Genomic DNA, 19,259 nt, shown 5'->3' with positions numbered 1-19,259 from the left:
GTTGCTCGCGAATGCGGAGTGTCAGCCAACCTTGATTTGATTGACTAACCGCCATCGCGAGCAGGCTCACTCCTACATTGGTGCTGCGATGTTGTTTAAGGTTTTACCAACCGAGCATCCAGGCTGTTCTGGGCCAGACGCTTGGCCTGGTCCTGCGTCATGCCCAGGTGTTCGTGCAGCGCATGGAAGTTTTCGGTCACGTAACCGCCGAAATACGCCGGGTCGTCGGAGTTCACCGTGACCTTCACGCCGCGCTCGAGCATGTCGAGAATGTTGTGCTGCGACATGTGATCGAACACGCAAAGCTTGGTGTTCGACAGTGGGCACACCGTCAGCGGAATCTGCTCGTCGATGATTCGCTGCATTAGCCGCTCGTCTTCGATCGCGCGCACGCCGTGGTCGATGCGCTGGATTTTCAGCAGATCGATGGCTTCCCAGATGTACTCCGGCGGGCCTTCTTCACCGGCGTGCGCAACGGTGAGGAAGCCCTCGTTGCGGGCGCGATCGAAGACGCGCTGGAACTTGCTCGGTGGATGGCCCATCTCCGAACTGTCGAGACCGACCGCGACAAACGCGTCACGGAACGGCAGCGCCTGATCGAGGGTTTTCTCGGCTTCTTCTTCGCTCAGGTGACGCAGGAAGCTGAGGATCAAACCGCTGCTGATGCCCAGTTGCGTCTCGCCGTCCTTGAGTGCTGCGGCGATGCCATTGAGCACCACTTCAAACGGGATGCCCCGGTCGGTGTGAGTTTGCGGATCAAAGAACGGCTCGGTGTGAATCACGTTCTGTGCCTTGCAGCGCAGCAGGTAGGCCCAGGTCAGGTCGTAGAAATCCTGCGAGGTGCGCAGCACGTCCGCGCCCTGGTAATACAGGTCGAGGAATTCTTGCAGGTTGTTGAACGCATAAGCCTTGCGCAGGGTTTCGACGTCGCTCCACGGCAGGGCGATCTTGTTGCGTTCGGCGAGGGCGAACAGCAATTCAGGCTCCAGCGAGCCTTCCAGATGCAGGTGCAGTTCAGCCTTGGGCAGGGCGTTGAGCCAGTCGTACATAGTCTTTTCTCATCAGGTGCAATGCCGGCATTCTACAGAGGCGCGGCGAAATAATCGGCAAAACCTGACCAGACGATCCATCACACGGCTTCCTGCTCGCGGCGATAGGCGTAGGTATCGGCGAAGCGCGACAGCAGGAACTCAGCGCACGTGGTGGTCGGATATTTCGCCGGATGCGCGGCGTCCTGGCAACCGGGCAGGCACTCGATGCGTGTGTCCGGGTGCGGCTCGGCGAAGAACGGCATCGAGTAACGATCAACCCCGAGCGGGCTGATCACCCGGTGCGGTGTCGAGCGATAACGGTCATTGCTCCAGCGCGCCATCATGTCACCGAGATTGACCACGAAAGTGCCGTCAATCGGCGGCGCGTCGATCCATTCACCCTGAACGTTCTTCACTTGCAGACCGCCCGCACTGTCCTGGTAGAGCAGGGTAATGCAACCGTAATCGGTGTGCGCGCCGGCGCCTTGCTGCTCGGCGGAGCTGGCAGTGTGGCGCGGCGGGTAATGGATCATGCGCAGCACACTGACCGGCTCGACGAAGCGCGTGTCGAAGAAGTCGCGCTCGATCCCCAGCGCGATGGTCATCGCCCGCAGCAGGGTTTGCGCGAGCGCCTGCATGTCGCAGTAATGCGCCTCCATCAGGGCTTCCCAGCTGGGTTGCGCCGGATGACGATTTGGCCCGCGCAACGGCTTTTGCGCCAGCACCTCGGGGTGATCAGCCGGCAGGTGCAGGCCCATGTCGAAGGTTTCTTTCAGGTCGCTGGGTTTGTCCGGGTCCAGTTGCTCGGTGGCAATCGCGCCATAGCCGCGATGGTGACGGGTCTGGGTGATGTCGATCTTGAGTTTTTCTGCCGCGGGCAGGGCGAAAAAGCGCTGGGCGTGATCGAGCAGGGCATCGATGCGCTGCGCAGAAATCGGATGACCCTTGATATAGAAAAAGCCCCACTCGCGACAGGCTTGGTCGATCTGCTCGGCCACGGCGGGCCAGGCGCTTTCGTCGGTGGTGTAGAGCGGGCTGATGTCGATGATGGGAAGCTGGTTCATTTCTCATTCTCTCAATCGATCGTTCCCAGGCTCTGCGTGGGAATGCCTCAATGGACGCTCCGCGTCCGCTTTTGGGACGCAGAGCGTCCCGGGCTGCATTCCCACGCAGAGCGTGGGAACGATCAGGAGGGGGTGTGTTTCGGCTGGAGGGATTACTTCGGCATCTCTGCCTTCATACCCTCAACGTAGTAATTCATCGACGCCAGTTCTGCATTCGTCGCGCTCACCCCCGCGGGGATTTTTTCCGCACCGCTCTGATCCTTGATCGGCCCGGTAAACGGCTGCAATGCACCGCTCTTGATGTCGGCGATGATCTGCTCGGCCTCGGCTTTCACCGGTGCCGGGACCAGGTCGCTGATCGGCAGTTGCACCGTGCCTTCCTTCAGGCCGCCCCAGTAATCCTGGGGTTTCCACGTGTGGTCGATGACGCTTTGCGTCGCCTGAATGTAGTGCGGCGCCCAGTCGTTGACGATGGAAGTCAGCACCGCTTTCGGCCCGAAATGCGCCATGTCCGAGGCGTAACCCACCGCGTATACGCCACGTCGTTCAGCGGCCTGGATCGGCGCCGGGCTGTCGGTGTGCTGGAACACCACGTCGACGCCCTGATCGATCAGGGCGTTGGCGGCATCGGCTTCCTTGCCCGGATCGAACCAGGAGTTGACCCACACCACTTTGATTTCGCTGCCGGGGTTGTACTTGTTCAAGGCCAGCTGAATGGCGTTGATGTCGCGGATTACCTCGGGAATCGGGAACGAGGCGACATAGCCGATTTTTTTGCTCTTGGTCATCTTCGCCGCGAGGAAACCGCCGACGTAGCGCCCCTCGTAAGTGCGCGCCAGGTAGGTGCCGAGGTTCTTGTCCTGTTTGTAGCCGGTGGCGTGTTCGAACGTCACCTTGGGAAACTGCTTCGCGACTTTCAGCGTCGGGTTCATATAACCGAAAGAGGTGGTGAAGATCAGGTCGTACTTGTCCTTGGCCATGTTGCGGATGACCCGCTCGGCGTCGGCGCCTTCGGCGACGTTTTCCACGTAATTGGTGGTGATCTGCGCGCCGAACTTATCCGCCAGCGCCTTGCGCCCCTGTTCATGCTGATACGTCCAGCCGTGGTCGCCGATCGGACCGATGTAAACGAAACCGACCTTCAGCGGATCGGCAGCGCTGGCGCTCAGGCTGATCCCCAGACCGATGGCGGCGCACAGCAGTTTGTGCAGCGGACGTGTTTGCATGAATGGCAGCTCCATTTTGTTGTGTGTGCTGAGGGTCAATGCAAATTGCTGACCAACAGGACAACAAACTTTCCGGAACCGTGTGATGGCTATCGCGAGCAGGCTCACTCCTACATTTGAAATGCGTTCCCTTGTAGGAGTGAGCCTGCTCGCGATAGGGCCATCAAGGCCAATAAAGGTGCACCTGCTCAAGCACCGCCATCGCTTGGTGCGCTAAGGTGTAACGAAACATTTAGCGCCGCCCGACAGTCAGTAGCTTCATCAGCTCTTTTCGGCAAAAGGCCCGCCATGCTCTCAATCCTCAAGCAAGAAAGCTTTCTGCTGCTGGCAGTCATTGCCGCGTGCATCGCTTATCCACTGGAACACTGGCTGTTGCACAGCGGCCAGATCGTCGCGCTGCTCGGCGGCCTGGTGCTGATCGCTTTCATCATCGCCGCCTCGATGCGGGTCGCCCATCAGGCCGAACTGCTTGCGGAAAAGGTCGGCGATCCCTACGGCACAATGATCCTCACCCTTGCGGCGGTGTTGGTGGAAGTCGTGATTCTGGCGATCATGATGAGCAACGAGGCCTCGGCCACCCTGGTGCGCGACACGATTTATTCGGCGGTCATGCTCGATATCAACGGCATCCTCGGCCTCGCCGCGCTGATGGGCGGCATCAAGCACGGCGAGCAGTCCTACAACGACGATTCGGCGCGCAGCTACAGCGTGATGATCCTCACCGCCATGGGCGTGTCGATGGTGGTGCCGGAGTTTATTCCCGAGGCCAACTGGAAGCTGTATTCGGCGTTTACCATCGGCGCGATGGTGGTGTTGTATGCGCTGTTTCTGCGCATGCAGGTCGGCCCGCACAGTTATTTTTTCAGCTATAGCTACCCGGACAAACGGCGCAAGAAAGAGCCGATCGAGCAAGAGCCGAAACCGGTCAGTCTGGCGCTGTCGATCGGCATTCTGGTGTTCGGCGTGGTGGTGATCGGCGCACTCGCCGAGGTCATGTCCAAAACCCTCGACCTGGGCCTGGAAGGCACGGGCGCACCGCCGGTCATCACGGCGATTCTGGTGGCGGCGATTTCGGCGGCGCCGGAGATTCTGACCGCGTTGCGCGCGGCGCTGGCGAACCGCATGCAATCGGTGGTGAACATCGCGATGGGCGCGTCACTGTCGACGGTGATCCTGACCGTGCCGGTGATGGAAGCGATGGCGCTGTACACCGGCCAGCCGTTTCAGATGGCGATGACGCCGGTGCAGACGGTGATGATCTTCATCACCCTGATTGTCAGTGCGATCAACCTGAATGATGGCGAAACCAATGCCATTGAGGGCATGACGCACTTTGTGCTGTTTGCGACGTTCATTATGCTGTCCCTGCTCGGTCTCTGATGTGATCGTTCCCACGCAGAGCGTGGGAACGATCAGTTGGGGAGGGGGATCAAGTGCCGGCGATCAGTTGCCGCGCCGCCTGGCTGTGATCGGCGATCAGGCCTTTGAGATCCAGCCCCTCAACCTGCCCATCGACCACGCGCCACTTGCCGCCAATCATCACCCGGTCCGCTCGATCGGCCCCACACAGCAGCAGTGCCGAAATCGGGTCATGGCTGCCGGAGAAGCGCAGTTCATCGAGCTTGAACAAGGCCAGATCCGCCTGTTTGCCCACGGCGATTTCGCCGATGTCGGTACGGCCCAACAGGCTCGCCGAACCTTTGGTTGCCCAACCCAGCACGCGTTCCGGGGTGATCTTTTCGGCGCCGTAGCGCAGGCGCTGGATGTACAGCGCCTGGCGCGCTTCAAGGATCATGTTCGAGGCATCGTTGGAGGCCGAACCGTCTACACCGAGACCGAACAGCGCGCCGGCGTCGGTCAGCTCGATGCTCGGGCAGATCCCGGAAGCCAGGCGCATGTTCGAACTCGGGCAGTGGCAGATACCGGTGCCGGCCTGGCCGAGGCGGGCGATTTCATCGGGGTTGAAATGGATGCCGTGGGCCAGCCAGGTGCGCGGGCCGAGCCAGCCGACACTGTCGAGATAATCGACGGTGCGCAGGCCGAAGCGTTGCAGGCAGAACTCTTCTTCATCGAGGGTTTCAGCGAGGTGGGTGTGCAGACGCACATCAAGCTTGTTCGCCAGATCAGCGCTGGCCGACATGATTTCGGGGGTGACAGAAAACGGCGAGCAGGGCGCCAGGGCGATCTGAATCTGCGCGCCGTCGCCACGCTCGTGGTACTCGTGAATCAGGCGCTGGCTATCGTCGAGAATCACCTGACCTTCCTGCACGGTCTGCTGTGGAGGCAGGCCGCCGTCCTTCTCGCCGAGGCTCATCGAACCGCGGGTGAGCATGGCGCGCATGCCCAGTTCGCGGACGCTTTCGACTTGCACGTCGATGGCGTTCTCCAGACCGTCCGGGAACAGGTAGTGATGATCAGCGGCGGTGGTGCAGCCCGAGAGCAGCAGCTCGGCCAACGCCACTTTGGTCGCGAGCGCGAGTTTTTCCGGGGTCAGCCGGGCCCATACCGGGTAGAGGGTTTTCAGCCACGGAAACAGCGGCTGATTGACCACCGGCGCCCAGGCGCGGGTCAGGGTCTGATAGAAATGATGGTGGGTGTTGATCAGGCCCGGCAGGATTACATGCTCGCGAGCATCGAACACTTCATGGCACGGCGCCGACGGCTGCTGACCCGCCGCGAGCACTTCGACGATCACACCGTCTTGCAGCACCAGACCGCCACGGGCATCGAGCGCGTTGGCCGTGAAAATGGCGAGCGGATTTTTTAACCAGGTACGGGTCGCAGGCATTGTGGCCGGCTCCTCTGAAAGTTGGGTTCAGGGTTGCCAGCTCAGTGTTGCCCTGTCTGCTGATCCAGGGTCGCCGCAAAGGACGAGGCGCGCAGTTTCAAACAAATAGCCAAGGCGGGCAAGCCCCACCCGACCATTCACCAAGAACCCCCTGTAGGAGTGAGCCTGCTCGCGATAGCGGTGTGTCAGATAAATATGTCTAACCTGACACACCGCTATCGCGAGCAGGCTCACTCCTACACAGGGATTTGCATGCTTACCAGGGAATCGTTTCACCCTTGTAATTGACGAAGTGATGCCCGCCCTTGCCGCTGAACGCATTCACCTGATCGATCAGCCCACGCGTACTGGTCTCGACATCGATATCGGCGCCATCACCGCCCATGTCCGTCTTCACCCAGCCCGGATGCAGCGACAGCACGGTCAGTTTCTGTTCGCCCAGTTGCGTGACAAAGCTGTTGGTCATCGAATTGAGGGCCGCCTTGCTCGCCTTATACAACGCCAGGCCTGGCGAATCCGGCATGGTCACGCTGCCGAGCACCGAACTCATGAACGCCAGCACCCCGCTGCCGTCGCGGATCTGCCCGACAAAACGCTGGGCCAGATTGATCGGCGCCACCGCGTTGGTGAAAAACAATTGGCCGACCTCGGCCAGCGTCGCGCCGCCCGGGGTCTGCACGTCGGGGCCTTTGACTCCGGCGTTGACGAACAGCAGGTCAAAGGTTTCGCCTTTGAGTTTCTGGTTCAGGGCGATCACCGCTTGCTGATCGTCCATGTCGAGCTTTTCGATGCGCACGTCACCCAGCGCTTGCAGCGCCTCGGCCTTTTGCGGATTGCGCACCGTTGCGATCACTTGCCAGCCGTCGGCGAGCAAGGTTTTCACCAGACCGAGGCCCAAGCCCCGGGAGGCGCCGATGATCAATGCGGTTTTTGCCTGAGACATGATGGGTTCCCTTGAAAGTCAGCGTTCAGGATTCAATGGACACGCCTGACCGAGCCGCAGTTGCAGCTCCTGGCGCAGCGTGTCGAGTTCGCTCATGCGGGTTTCAACCAATTGCAGTTTGTCGCGCAGCAATTGCGCCACGGCGTTTTGCGGGTCGCGGGCGTGCCACAGGGCGGCGACGCTGTTGCCGATCTCGCCCAGAGTAAAGCCCAGCCGCTGCGCGGTTTTGATGTAGAGCACCAGTTGCACCATTTCCGCCGGATAGTCACGGTAGCCGTTAGCGCTGCGTTGCGCCGCGATCAGCCCGCGCTGCTCATAAAAGCGCAGGGTGTCACGGCTGACCGCGCTGGCCCGGGCTAATTCACCGATGCGCATGCTGTTTTCTCGAATGGGGTATTGACCCTGGAGCATACCCCAGGCTTTAACGTGCCTGCTCCCTGAATTTCTGGAGCAAGGATGATGTGGACCGCAACGCAGTATCGCAACGTGGTGCGCGGCAGCGCCTGGTATGACCTGATCGTCACGGCAGCGTTTGTCACGCCGTGGAGCTTCGCGCTTGTGCATGGGCTGCTGAGCTCGCTGGATTTCCCTGGCGAACTGCCGCCGTTCCAATCCATGCACATGCTGATGGCAAACTTGTTGGGCTCAGTGGTCTGTGTCTGGGCGGTGCTGCGGATTCGTGATCCGCAAGCGCTGTATGGACGCTATGACGCGGTGGGGCGGTTTCTGTTTGCGGCGTGGCAAGGGTACGCCTTGCTGCACGGCGCCAGTTCGATTCTTGTGGTCTTCCTTATCTTCGAACTGGCGTGGGGCGTGGTTCAGGCGCTACCCATTTGTTGTGGCGAGGGAGCTTGCTCCCGCTGGAGTGCGAAGCGCTCCCAGACATTTCTAAGGATAAACCGAGGTTACGACGACTGCGTCGCCGAGCGGGAGCAAGCTCCCTCGCCACAGGTTTGTGTCTGCCTAATGTCCTGACTGCCAAGGTTGCCCCAACGAAACCGGCGCATACAGCCGTGTGCGCACGGCATCGCGGGACAACAACACCAGCACCACAATCGTTGCGACATACGGCAACATCGCCAGCAGACTCGAAGGAATCGCCAGCCCCAACCCCTGCGCCACCAGGTGCAGGATGCTGGCGAGGCCGAACAGATACGCCCCCAGCAGCAACCGCCATACACGCCAACTGGCAAATACCACCAGCGCCAGTGCAATCCAGCCGCGTCCGGCAGTCATGTTTTCGGCCCACATCGGCGTATAGGCCAGCGACAGATAGGCCCCGGCCAACCCGGCCATCGCACCGCCGAACAAGACCGCCAACGTGCGCACGGTCAGCACCGGCAAGCCCATGGCGCTGGCTGCATGCGGATTTTCGCCGACCGCCTGAATGATCAGGCCCACGCGACTTTTCATGATCACCCACGCCACCAGCGCAAACAGCGCGAACGACAGGTACACCAGCAGATCCTGGGCAAACAGCATTCTTCCGATCAGCGGAATTTCACTCAACAGCGGAATGGCCAGCGGCTCGAATCCAGCCAGCGGTTTACCGACCCAGGCCGCGCCGACAAACGTCGAAAGCCCGACACCGAAAATCGTCAGGGCCAGTCCGGTCGCCACCTGATTGGCATTGAATACCAGCGCGACCAAGGCAAACAGCGACGACAGCAGCATCCCGGCGAGCATCGCCAGCAGCACACCCAGCCACAGGTTGCCGCTGTTGAGGGCGACGATAAACCCGATCACGGCGCCGAACAGCATCATGCCTTCCTGGCCGAGGTTGAGTACGCCGCTCTTCTCGCAGATCAGTTCCCCCAGCGCCACCAACAGCAGCGGCGTGCCGCAGCGGACCATGGCGTAGAAAATATTACTCAACAGATCGATATCCATCACAGCGCTCCGGCGGTTACGGCAGGGGACGAGGCGCGCCGGGTCCAGCGCAGTTTCAGGCGTGGCCGATAGAGAATCAGCACGTCACAGGCAAGCAGGAAAAACAGCATCATTCCCTGAAACAACTGGGTGATCGCCTGCGGCAGATTGAGCGCCATCTGCGCGTTCTCGCCGCCGATGTAGAGCAGTGCCATCAACAGACTGGCAAACAGAATGCCGAGCGGATTGAGCCGACCGAGAAACGCCACGGTGATCGCCGCGTAGCCATAACCCGGTGAGACCTGCGGCACCAGTTGGCCAATCGGCCCGGTCACTTCGCAAACGCCGGCCAGCCCGGCCAAGCCACCACTGATCAACAGCACCAGCCAGACCAGACGCTTCTCGCGAAAGCCGACAAAGCCTGCCGCGCGCTTGTCCAGGCCGAGTACCTTGATCTGGAATCCGACAAAGCTTTTCTGCAACAACACCCACACCGCGACCAGAGCGAGCAGGGCGAAATACGCCCCGGCGTGCGCGCGGCCATCCTCCAGCAGCAACGGTAAGCGACTGGCGTCGCCGAACATTGCCGACTCGGGGAAATTGAATCCGGCAGGGTCTTTCAGCGGACCATGTACGCAAAACAGCAGCAGGTTCAGGGCGATGTAATTGAGCATGATGCTGGTGAGGATTTCGTTGGCGTTGAAGCGTGTACGCAGCCATGCCGTCAGGCCGGCCCATGCAGCGCCCGCCAGCGTGCCGGTCAGCAGAATCAGCACCAGCGCCCAGCGGCTGTGCATCTCGATAATGTTCACCGCCAGAGCACTGCCGGCCAGTGCACCGAGCAGCAACTGGCCTTCGGCGCCGATGTTCCAGATCCGCGCCTGATAAGCCACGGCCAGCCCAAGTGCACAAAGCACAATCGGCAGCGCTTTGACCAGCAGTTCGCCGACACCGTACAGATCGCTGACCGGCGCAATCAGCAGCGTGTGCAGGGTTTGCAGCGGATCGTGGCCGAGTGCGATGAACAGCAGCGAGCCACAGCCGAGGGTCAGCATCGCCGCCAATAACGGCGAGCACCACAGCATCAGGCGCGATTGCTGACCACGGGGTTCGAGAGAAAGCAGCATGGTTGAAACTCCGTTAAACCAGGGCGGCGCAAGGTGAGTGATCGAACTGGCCGGCCATCCACGCGCCGACTTCGCTCAGTTGCGTATCGCGGGTGTCGCGTAGCGCCGACAGTCGGCCGCCACACAGGGCGCCGAGGCGATCGCTGATCTGGAACAGCTCGTCGAGGTCTTCGGAAATCACCAGAATCGCTGCGCCGGCATCGCGCAGGGCGATCAATGCGCGGTGGATGGTCGCCGCGGCACCGACGTCGACGCCCCAGGTCGGGTGCGCGGCGACCAGCAGTTTCGGTTGTTGCAGGATTTCCCGGCCAAGAATGAATTTCTGCAGATTGCCGCCGGACAGGCTGCGCGCGGCGGCTTGCGTGTCGGGCGTTTTTACGCCGAAGCGCTGAATGATCTGTTGGGCGAGGGCTTCGACTTTGCCGCGTTGTATCAAGCCGTTGCTGACCAAGCCTTGCTGGAAAGCGCTGAGCAGGGCGTTGTCAGCCAGGCTCAAATCCGGCACTGCGCCGTGGCCGAGGCGTTCAGCAGGCACGAACGCCAGGCCCAGTCTGCGCCGCGCATCCGCACGCAAATCCGCGACGTTGCGCTCAGCGAAGCGAATGGTCGCGGCTTCTGCCCGAGGTAATGTCTGTTCGCCGCTGAGCAGGGCGAGCAGCTCATCCTGGCCATTGCCGGCGACCCCGGCGATGCCGACGATTTCGCCGCTGCGCACTTGCAGGTCGACGCCTGACAGCGAACAGCCGAACGGATCCGGGTTGTGCCAGCTCAAACCCTGCACCTGCAAAAAAGCCGCGTCACCGCTGACCTTCGGATACTCGCCAATCAACGTCGCCGCTGCGCCGACCATCAGCTGCGCCAGTTGCTGATCCGAACACTCGGCGGGTACGCAATGCCCGGCAACCCGACCGCCACGCAGCACCGTGGCGCTGTGGCACAAGGCACGCACTTCACCAAGCTTGTGGCTGATAAACAGAATGCTGCAACCCTCAGCGGCGAGGCGGCGCAGGGTGATGAACAAGTCGTCGGCCTCTTGTGGCGTCAGCACCGAAGTCGGTTCGTCGAGGATCAGCAAGCGGATGTCCTGCATCAGGCAGCGGATGATTTCCACCCGTTGCCGCTCGCCAATCGACAGGCTGTGGACAAGTCGCTCCGGCTCCAGCGCCATGCCGTAGCGCCGCGACACTTCGCGAATCTTCGGCTCCAGTTGCTTCGGCGTGCCGGCTGCGGCGCCCATGGCCAAAGCAATGTTCTGCGCCACGCTGAGGGTTTCGAACAGCGAAAAATGCTGGAACACCATGCCAATCCCCAACTGCCGCGCCTGCGCCGGATTGCGGATATGCACGCGCTGACCTTCCCAAAGCGTTTCACCGCTGTCGCACTGGGTGACGCCGTAAATGATCTTCATCAGGGTACTTTTGCCCGCACCGTTCTCACCGAGCAGGGCGTGGATTTCGCCCGGTGCAATGCTCAGGTCGATGGCATCGTTGGCCAGGCAACCGGGGTAGCGTTTGCTGATCTGGCGCAGTTGCAGGCGCGGAACAGAAGGGGCGGTGGGCATGACAGGCTCGACTGACTTGGAGTTGTGCCTGTGGATAAAGCAATTTCCTGGCCAGTGAGTCAGGAACGCGCGCCGATCGTTGCAGCCCGTGCCGATTGCCAAGGCTCAGCGCCCGATTGGGCATTCCGTCGAGCACCATTTCAGCGCAAAGCCTTTGAACAGGCTCCAGTTTCGCCCGCGGGTTGTTGGTTAAAAAACGAGCAATTGCTCGGGGCCTAGGCAGATCCAGCGACTGCGGCGGTCATGAACGGGTTATCCACAGGTTGTTCCACAGTAATTGTGTGCAAGCGGCGAACCCGGGCATAAGCACTGTGGTGCTTTCTTCTAAAGGTGATAAACGCGGCTAACTGATTGTTTTTAATTTGAATTTCCTTTTCGTCGGATGAATTGAACGAAAAATGAACAAACCGCGCAAAGCCGCGTGACAGAAGGGTTACAGCGATATGTGCTCAGGTTATCCACAGTCGGGCGCACAGCGGATGTGGGCAAGTTGCCAGATATAAGCAATTCACGAGATGCCCCAAAAAAATCGCAACGTTCCGGGTAGGAGCTGCCGAAGGCTGCGATCTGTTGATCCTGGATCTAGCGCTGCAACAAAATCCGCCCCCGACTCAAATCCGCCAACTGCGCCTGCAGTACCGCGATCTGCGCCTCACCCACCGCCAACTTCAACTCGACGCCATTGGCAGTAAAGTTTTCCGCCACCACCAATCCGCCCAGATCCGCCACCCGCAACTTCACCAGCGCCAACTCGGCAAACCCGCAAGCGCAACTTAACGGCACGCGGCTGATCAACTCGATTTTCTCCGCCGCTTGCAGGCATTTGTTTGCACCGCCGCCATACGCCCGGGCCAGACCGCCAGTGCCGAGTTGAATACCGCCATACCAGCGAATCACCAGGACTGCGACCTGGTCGCAATCCTGCGCTTCAATCGCCGCGAGAATCGGTCGCCCGGCCGTACCGCCGGGTTCGCCATCGTCGGTGCTGCGATATTGCGCGCCGAGTTTCCACGCCCAGCAGTTGTGCGTGGCGTTCAAGTCGCTGTGCTGCTCGAAGAACGCCTGCGCGTCGGCGGGGCTGCTGATCGGAGTTGCCAAGGTGATAAAGCGGCTTTTGCGAATCTCTTCGCGGTACTCGCAAAAACCGCTGAGGGTGAAAGGCATAAACGTCTTATAGAGAAGGTGTGAGGCCGCAGCCTTTAAGAATGATGCGGATCAGGTTGCTGCCGGCGTCTTCCATGTCCTGTCTGGTCAACTTGCTGCGCCCGGTCACGCGGCAGATCTGCGTGGCGAAGTCGGCATAATGCTGAGTGCTGCCCCACAGCAGGAAAATCAGGTGCACCGGGTCGACCGGGTCCATTTTGCCCGCATCGATCCAGGCCTGAAACACCGCCGCCCGGCCGGTGAACCAGGTGCGGTAATCCTGATTGAAATACTCGCTCAGGCATTCGCCGCCGCTGATCACTTCCATCGCGAAAATTCGCGAGGCCTGTGGCTGGCGACGGGAGAACTCCATTTTCGCGCGAATATAGCGGGTCAGCGCCTCGGCTGGATCGTCCTCGGCGGTGAGGGTGTTGAAGGTGCTGTCCCACAGCTCAATGATGTTGCTCAGCACCGCCACGTACAAACCGAGTTTGTTGGTGAAGTAGTAATGCAGATTGGCCTTGGGCAACCCGGCATTCTGGGCGATGGTGTTCATGCTGGTGCCTTTGTACCCGTGACGGGCGAACTCGTCTTCGGCGGCTTTGAGGATGGTCTCTTCGTTCTTCTGACGAATGCGGCTGGCGGGTTTGCCGCCATGGGCTGGGACTTCAAAGGTCATAGGCACTTCCGGGATTGTCTGTGGGTGCAGCCAGGTTGCGTTGATAGCGCACCCACAGGCATCCGACAAGTCCTTGCGCAATAAAACCGTTACGCCTGTTCGATCTTGTTCAACGGCGCGGGGCTTTTCGCCGCTGCGGTTTTGCCTTCCGGCAACAATAGGCAAAGGAATATTGCCGTCAGCCCGCCGCTGGTGATCGCCGAGTCGAACAGGTTCTGCACCAGTTTCGGCAGCAGGTGCAGCAGGTTCGGTTGCGCGGCGATGCCCAGGCCGACGCCGAACGAGGTGGCGATGATCAGCATGCTGCGCCGGTCCAGCGGCGACTGCGCGAGGATGCGCACACCCGCCGCCGCGACGGCCCCGAACATCACCAGCGTGGCGCCGCCCAATACCGGTTTGGGAATCTGTTGCAGCACCGCGCCGATCAGCGGGAACAGGCCGAGACAGAACAGGATCGCGCCGATGTACAGCCCGACGTAGCGGCTGGCGACGCCCGTCAATTGAATCACGCCGTTGTTCTGCGCGAACGTGGTGTTAGGGAAAGCGCTGAACGTGGCCGCGATCATGCAACTGACGCCATCGCCGAGCACGCCGCCGCGCAAGCGACTTATATAAGAAGGGCCGCTGATCGGCTGACGCGCGAGCATGCAGTTGGCGGTGAGGTCGCCGACGGTTTCGATGGTGCTGATCAGATAAATCAGCGCGACAGGCAGGAAAGCTGTCCAGTCGAAGCTGAAACCGAACTTGAACGGCGTAGGAAAACTCACCAAAGGTAAGTCAGGCAATGGCTGAGGGATCAGTTTGCCACTGAACCAGGCCGCCAGACTGCCCAGCAGCAGGCCGACGATGATCGCCGACAGCCGTATCCACGGCGTATTTGAGCGATTGAGCAGAATGATCGTCAGCAACACGAATACGCCCAGCGCCAGATTGCCCGGCGCACCGAAGTCCGGCGCATTGAAGCCACCGCCCAGATCGGTGATGCCCACCTTGATCAAACTGATCCCGATCAGGGTAATGACGATCCCGGTCACTAACGGCGTAACGACTCGGCGCAACTGACCGATAAAACGGCTGAGCACGATTTGCACAAGGGCGCCGAAAAAACAGACACCGAAGACCATCGCCAGAATATCTTCCGGGCTGCCGCCACGCTGCTTGACCAGAAAACCGGCCGACAGCACCGCCCCGAGAAAAGCGAAACTGGTGCCTTGCAGACAGATCATGCCCGCGCCGATGCCGAACGGACGCCGTGCCTGAATAAAGGTGCCGACGCCGGAGACCATCAGCGCCATGCTGATCAGGTACGGCAAATGCGCGGTCAGCCCGAGCGCCGAGCCGATGACCAGCGGCGGGGTGATGATGCCGACGAAACTGGCCAGCACATGTTGTAACGCGGCAAGCAGGGCGGCGAGTGGTTTGGGGCGGTCGTTGAGGCCGTAGATGAGTTCACTGGACGAATCGGAATCTGGCTGCATGGCGTTGGCTTCTTGTTGAAGGATCGAGTTAACCCTTCTCTGCAAAAACCTGTCCACTTGCTCAGCTTTCTGACGCGATGACCGTCAAAGGCAGCAGCTGCCGAAGGCTCGAGCCGCGTTGGGACGATCTTTGATCTGGCTTTCAGCGCGTCGCCGCCAGACTCTCCAAGAAGCTTTCCAGCACCAAATGAGGGCGCCGGCCCTTGCGCGTGACCGATGCCAGGCTCAAATCGTAAAAACGTGTGCCGGCCTTGAGCGCACGCAAACGCCCCTGCTGCACCCAAAGACTGGCGTAGTGATCCGGCAGATAACCAATGTAGCGTCCGGTCAAAATCAAAAACGCCATGCCTTCACGATCCGACGCGCTGGCGGTGCAGTTGAGCGCTTGATAGTGCGCTTGGATGTCTGCCGGCAACCGGAAGGTCGGTGCAATCGCGTCCTGACTGTTCAGGCGCTGGTCATCGAGTTGTTTGTCATCAACATAAAACAACGGATGGCCGACCGCGCAGTAAAGCAGCGAACGTTCGCTGTACAACGGCTGATATTCCAGCCCCGACAATGCGCTGGCCTGCGGCACCACGCCAACATGCAAACGCCCGTCGAGCACACCTTGCTCGACTTCATTAGGCGCGATCATACGGATCTGGATTTGCACATCCGGCCCGCGCTCCTTCAGTTGGGCGAGAGCGTGGGTGATGCGCATGTGGGGCAGGGTGACGAGGTTGTCGGTCAGGCCAATGATCAACTCGCCACGCAGATGTTGGTGCAGACCGTTGACCTCGGTGCGGAAACTTTCCAGCGCACTCAAAAGCTGTAGCGCCGATTGGTAAACCTCGCGACCTTCCTCGGTCAGAGAAAACCCGGCCCGCCCGCGCTGGCACAGGCGCAAACCGAGGCGCTGTTCCAGATCGCTCATCTGCTGGCTGATCGCTGACCGACCAATGCCGAGCACGGTTTCCGCTGCCGAGAAGCCGCCACATTCGACGACGCTGCGAAAAATCCGCAGCAGGCGAATATCAAAGTCACTGACCTGGGCCAGCGGATCGGGACGGCGGCTGCTCATTTTTTTGTTCTCTTTGTTTAGCCGGCATCTAACTGAAGGTTAGAAGAGTTGAATTTCACCGACTTTATCGCCGTGGCAATTTAGCTGCAACAACGCTTTCCATCTCCCTGACGCTTATGCCCTGCGAGGTTTTGCCCGATGAACATGCCTGAAAACGCGCCGTCGCCACTGGCCAGCCAACTGAAGCTGGAAGCGCACTGGATGCCGTACACCGCCAATCGCAACTTTCAGCGCGATCCGCGTTTGATCGTCGGCGCCGAAGGCAGTTGGCTGTTCGACGACAAGGGCCGCAAAATCTACGATTCGCTGTCCGGTCTGTGGACCTGCGGCGCCGGGCACACCCGCAAGGAAATTCAGGAAGCCGTTTCGAAACAGTTGGGCACCCTCGATTACTCGCCGGGCTTCCAGTACGGCCATCCGCTGTCGTTTCAGTTGGCTGAAAAAATCACCGAGCTGACGCCGGGCGATCTGAACCATGTGTTCTTCACCGACTCCGGTTCGGAATGCGCTGACACCGCGGTGAAAATGGTCCGCGCCTACTGGCGTCTGAAAGGGCAGGCGACCAAAACCAAAATGATCGGTCGTGCCCGTGGCTATCACGGCGTGAACATCGCCGGCACCAGCCTCGGCGGCGTCAACGGCAACCGTAAACTGTTTGGCCAGGCGATGATGGATGTTGATCACTTGCCGCACACACTGCTGGCGAGCAATGCCTTTTCCCGTGGCATGCCGGAGCAGGGCGGTATCGCGCTGGCCGACGAGCTGCTGAAGCTTATCGAATTGCACGACGCCTCCAACATCGCCGCCGTGTTCGTTGAGCCAATGGCCGGGTCTGCCGGTGTCCTGGTTCCGCCTCAGGGTTACCTCAAGCGTCTGCGCGAGATTTGCGATCAGCACAACATCCTGCTGGTGTTCGACGAAGTGATTACCGGGTTCGGCCGTACCGGGTCGATGTTCGGTGCCGACAGCTTCGGCGTGACCCCAGACCTGATGTGCATCGCCAAGCAAGTCACCAATGGCGCGATTCCGATGGGCGCGGTGATCGCCAGCTCCGAAATCTACCAGACCTTCATGAACCAGCCGACACCGGAATACGCTGTGGAATTCCCGCACGGCTACACCTATTCGGCACACCCGGTGGCTTGTGCCGCAGGCTTGGCGGCACTCGACTTGCTGCAAAAGGAAAACCTGGTGCAGAGCGTCGCTGAAGTCGCGCCGCATTTCGAAAACGCGCTGCATGGCCTGAAAGGCTCGAAAAACGTCATCGACATCCGCAACTACGGTCTGGCCGGTGCAATCCAGATTGCCGGGCGTGACGGTGACGCCATCGTGCGTCCCTTCGAGGCGGGCATGGCGTTGTGGAAAGCCGGGTTCTACGTGCGCTTCGGCGGCGACACCCTGCAGTTCGGCCCAACCTTCAACAGCAAGCCGCAAGATCTCGATCGTCTGTTCGATGCTGTCGGCGAAGTGCTGAACAAGCTCGACTGATCTTTACAACAACTGTGGGAGCCGAGCTTGCTCGCGAAGGCGTACTTGAACGCGCCAGTGACATCCGGCTCCTCAACGGAACTACCTATATATAGAAGGCGCTTCTTACCTGGCGCCTGTGCACAAGCATTCAGGAGTGTTCGATGAGCGTTATTCCGCATTTGATCAATGGCGAACTGGTGACCGAGAACGGTCGCTCGGTGGATGTGTTCAACCCGTCTACCGGCCAGGCGATCCATAAATTGCCGTTGGCCAGCCAGGCGACCATCCAGAAAGCCATCGACGCCGCCAAGGCTGCGTTCCCTGCGTGGCGCAACACGCCGCCGGCCAAACGTGCCCAGGTGATGTTCCGCTTCAAGCAACTGCTGGAGCAGAACGAAGCGCGCATTTCGCAACTGATCAGCGAAGAGCACGGCAAGACCCTGGAAGACGCCGCCGGTGAATTGAAGCGTGGTATCGAGAACGTCGAGTTCGCTTGTGCAGCACCGGAAATCCTCAAGGGCGAATACAGCCGCAACGTCGGCCCGAACATTGATGCCTGGTCGGACTTTCAGCCGCTGGGAATTGTGGCCGGGATCACCCCGTTCAACTTCCCGGCCATGGTGCCACTGTGGATGTACCCGCTGGCGATCGTCTGCGGCAACTGCTTCATCCTCAAACCGTCCGAGCGCGATCCAAGCTCCACACTGCTGATTGCTCAGTTGCTATTGGAAGCTGGCTTGCCGAAAGGTGTGATGAGCGTGGTCCACGGTGACAAGACGGCGGTGGACGCGTTGATCGAAGCGCCGGAAGTCAAAGCGCTGAGCTTCGTCGGCTCGACACCGATTGCCGAATACATCTACGCCGAAGGCACCAGGCGCGGCAAACGCGTTCAGGCACTGGGCGGGGCGAAGAACCATGCGGTACTGATGCCCGATGCCGACCTGGACAATGCCGTCAGCGCACTGATGGGCGCAGCTTACGGTTCTTGTGGCGAGCGCTGCATGGCGATTTCGGTGGCGGTGTGTGTCGGCGATCAAGTGGCCGATGCGCTGGTGGCGAAACTGGTTCCGCAGATCAAGGCGCTGAAAATCGGTGCCGGTACTTCGTGCGGTCTGGACATGGGGCCATTGGTGACCGGGCAGGCGCGTGACAAGGTCAGCGGTTACGTGGATGACGGCGTGGCAGCGGGCGCGACCCTGGTCGTCGACGGTCGCGGATTGAGTGTGGCAGGGCACGAAGAAGGCTTCTTCCTCGGTGGCTGCCTGTTCGATAACGTCACCCCGCAAATGCGCATCTATAAGGAAGAGATCTTCGGGCCGGTACTGTGCGTCGTCCGTGTGAAAAGCTTGGAAGAGGCGATGCAACTGATCAACGATCACGAATACGGCAACGGCACCTGCATCTTCACCCGCGACGGGGAAGCGGCGCGGCTGTTCTGTGACGAGATCGAAGTCGGCATGGTCGGCGTCAACGTGCCGCTGCCAGTGCCAGTGGCTTATCACAGCTTCGGTGGCTGGAAGCGCTCGCTGTTTGGCGATCTGCATGCCTACGGTCCCGATGGTGTGCGCTTCTATACCCGTCGCAAGGCGATTACCCAGCGTTGGCCGCAACGGGCGAGCCATGAAGCTTCGCAGTTTGCATTCCCTAGCTTATAAGTAGCTCGGTGTGCCGAAGGCCGACCGTTAAGGTCGGCCTTTGTGTTTTTGGGGCTTTTTGATCGATATGACAGAATTATTAAAATAGGGGTTGACGGCAGATTCTGGAAGTCTATAATTCGCCCCACTTCCGGCGCAGTCGAAACGGAAAACTCCTTGAGA

At 60.3% G+C, this 19,259-nt stretch carries 17 protein-coding genes; 4 read left to right on the top strand and 13 right to left on the bottom strand.

Annotation, left to right across the window (positions count from 1 at the left end; genetic code table 11):
- Positions 1–95: 95 nt before the first annotated feature.
- The 3 genes from HU743_RS26470 to HU743_RS26460 form a co-directional block, all read right to left on the bottom strand.
- Positions 96–1,049 carry an adenosine deaminase gene (locus tag HU743_RS26470; protein ID WP_186547394.1) on the bottom strand — a complete coding sequence of 318 codons (954 nt, stop codon included), beginning with the start codon at positions 1,047–1,049 and terminating at the stop codon, positions 96–98.
- A gap of 80 nt (positions 1,050–1,129) precedes the next feature.
- Positions 1,130–2,095, bottom strand: a complete 966-nt coding sequence (locus tag HU743_RS26465; protein ID WP_186652274.1) for a 2-oxoglutarate and iron-dependent oxygenase domain-containing protein — start codon at positions 2,093–2,095, stop codon at positions 1,130–1,132.
- 152 nt (positions 2,096–2,247) lie between these two features.
- Complete coding sequence (locus HU743_RS26460; RefSeq protein WP_186652272.1) at positions 2,248–3,321, bottom strand: BMP family ABC transporter substrate-binding protein; 1,074 nt, start codon at positions 3,319–3,321, stop codon at positions 2,248–2,250.
- A 288-nt stretch (positions 3,322–3,609) separates the two neighbouring features.
- On the opposite strand from HU743_RS26460, the gene HU743_RS26455 reads away from it, so the two are divergent.
- Positions 3,610–4,701: a calcium:proton antiporter gene (locus HU743_RS26455; protein WP_186547388.1), complete on the top strand. Its 1,092-nt coding sequence runs from the start codon at positions 3,610–3,612 to the stop codon at positions 4,699–4,701.
- Positions 4,702–4,750: 49 nt separating this feature from the next.
- Here HU743_RS26455 and HU743_RS26450 read toward each other — a convergent pair whose 3' ends face one another.
- The 3 genes from HU743_RS26450 to HU743_RS26440 form a co-directional block, all read right to left on the bottom strand.
- Positions 4,751–6,109, bottom strand: a complete 1,359-nt coding sequence (locus tag HU743_RS26450) for an 8-oxoguanine deaminase (protein ID WP_186652270.1) — start codon at positions 6,107–6,109, stop codon at positions 4,751–4,753.
- A gap of 256 nt (positions 6,110–6,365) precedes the next feature.
- Positions 6,366–7,052 carry an SDR family oxidoreductase gene (locus tag HU743_RS26445; protein ID WP_186652268.1) on the bottom strand — a complete coding sequence of 229 codons (687 nt, stop codon included), beginning with the start codon at positions 7,050–7,052 and terminating at the stop codon, positions 6,366–6,368.
- 18 nt (positions 7,053–7,070) lie between these two features.
- Positions 7,071–7,427, bottom strand: a complete 357-nt coding sequence (locus tag HU743_RS26440) for a MerR family transcriptional regulator (RefSeq protein WP_186652266.1) — start codon at positions 7,425–7,427, stop codon at positions 7,071–7,073.
- 84 nt (positions 7,428–7,511) lie between these two features.
- Between HU743_RS26440 and HU743_RS26435 the strand changes: the two genes are divergently transcribed.
- Positions 7,512–8,027, top strand: coding sequence for a hypothetical protein (locus tag HU743_RS26435; RefSeq protein ID WP_238351795.1), 516 nt, complete (start codon positions 7,512–7,514; stop codon positions 8,025–8,027).
- On the opposite strand, the gene HU743_RS26430 is transcribed toward HU743_RS26435, so the two are convergent.
- From HU743_RS26430 to HU743_RS26400, 7 genes are all read right to left on the bottom strand, one after another.
- The gene (locus HU743_RS26430) at positions 8,016–8,942 is read right to left on the bottom strand and encodes an ABC transporter permease (protein ID WP_186652264.1); all 927 of its coding nucleotides are present in this window, start codon (positions 8,940–8,942) and stop codon (positions 8,016–8,018) included. The genes HU743_RS26435 and HU743_RS26430 overlap by 12 nt on opposite strands.
- The gene (locus HU743_RS26425; RefSeq protein ID WP_186652262.1) at positions 8,942–10,048 is read right to left on the bottom strand and encodes an ABC transporter permease; all 1,107 of its coding nucleotides are present in this window, start codon (positions 10,046–10,048) and stop codon (positions 8,942–8,944) included. Before HU743_RS26425 ends, HU743_RS26430 begins: the two co-directional genes overlap by 1 nt.
- 13 nt (positions 10,049–10,061) lie before the next feature.
- Positions 10,062–11,609: an ABC transporter ATP-binding protein gene (locus HU743_RS26420; protein ID WP_186652260.1), complete on the bottom strand. Its 1,548-nt coding sequence runs from the start codon at positions 11,607–11,609 to the stop codon at positions 10,062–10,064.
- Between the two features lie 582 nt (positions 11,610–12,191).
- The gene (locus HU743_RS26415; protein ID WP_186652258.1) at positions 12,192–12,773 is read right to left on the bottom strand and encodes a YigZ family protein; all 582 of its coding nucleotides are present in this window, start codon (positions 12,771–12,773) and stop codon (positions 12,192–12,194) included.
- A gap of 7 nt (positions 12,774–12,780) precedes the next feature.
- Positions 12,781–13,431 (bottom strand): TetR/AcrR family transcriptional regulator, encoded by a 651-nt coding sequence (locus tag HU743_RS26410; RefSeq protein WP_186652256.1) that lies wholly within the window; start codon positions 13,429–13,431, stop codon positions 12,781–12,783.
- An 89-nt stretch (positions 13,432–13,520) separates the two neighbouring features.
- On the bottom strand, positions 13,521–14,909 hold the full coding sequence (locus HU743_RS26405; protein ID WP_186620614.1) for a nucleobase:cation symporter-2 family protein: 1,389 nt from the start codon (positions 14,907–14,909) through the stop codon (positions 13,521–13,523).
- 142 nt (positions 14,910–15,051) lie between these two features.
- Positions 15,052–15,972, bottom strand: a complete 921-nt coding sequence (locus HU743_RS26400) for a LysR family transcriptional regulator (RefSeq protein ID WP_186620616.1) — start codon at positions 15,970–15,972, stop codon at positions 15,052–15,054.
- 138 nt (positions 15,973–16,110) lie between these two features.
- Between HU743_RS26400 and HU743_RS26395 the strand changes: the two genes are divergently transcribed.
- Complete coding sequence (locus HU743_RS26395; RefSeq protein ID WP_186652254.1) at positions 16,111–17,460, top strand: aspartate aminotransferase family protein; 1,350 nt, start codon at positions 16,111–16,113, stop codon at positions 17,458–17,460.
- Positions 17,461–17,603: 143 nt separating this feature from the next.
- Positions 17,604–19,097 carry a CoA-acylating methylmalonate-semialdehyde dehydrogenase gene (locus tag HU743_RS26390; RefSeq protein ID WP_186652252.1) on the top strand — a complete coding sequence of 498 codons (1,494 nt, stop codon included), beginning with the start codon at positions 17,604–17,606 and terminating at the stop codon, positions 19,095–19,097.
- Positions 19,098–19,259: the final 162 nt, after the last annotated feature.

Source organism: Pseudomonas sp. SWRI99 (genome assembly GCF_014270125.1).
Taxonomy (GTDB): domain Bacteria; phylum Pseudomonadota; class Gammaproteobacteria; order Pseudomonadales; family Pseudomonadaceae; genus Aquipseudomonas; species Aquipseudomonas hamedanensis.
This window is presented reverse-complemented; position numbering and strand designations above follow the sequence as displayed.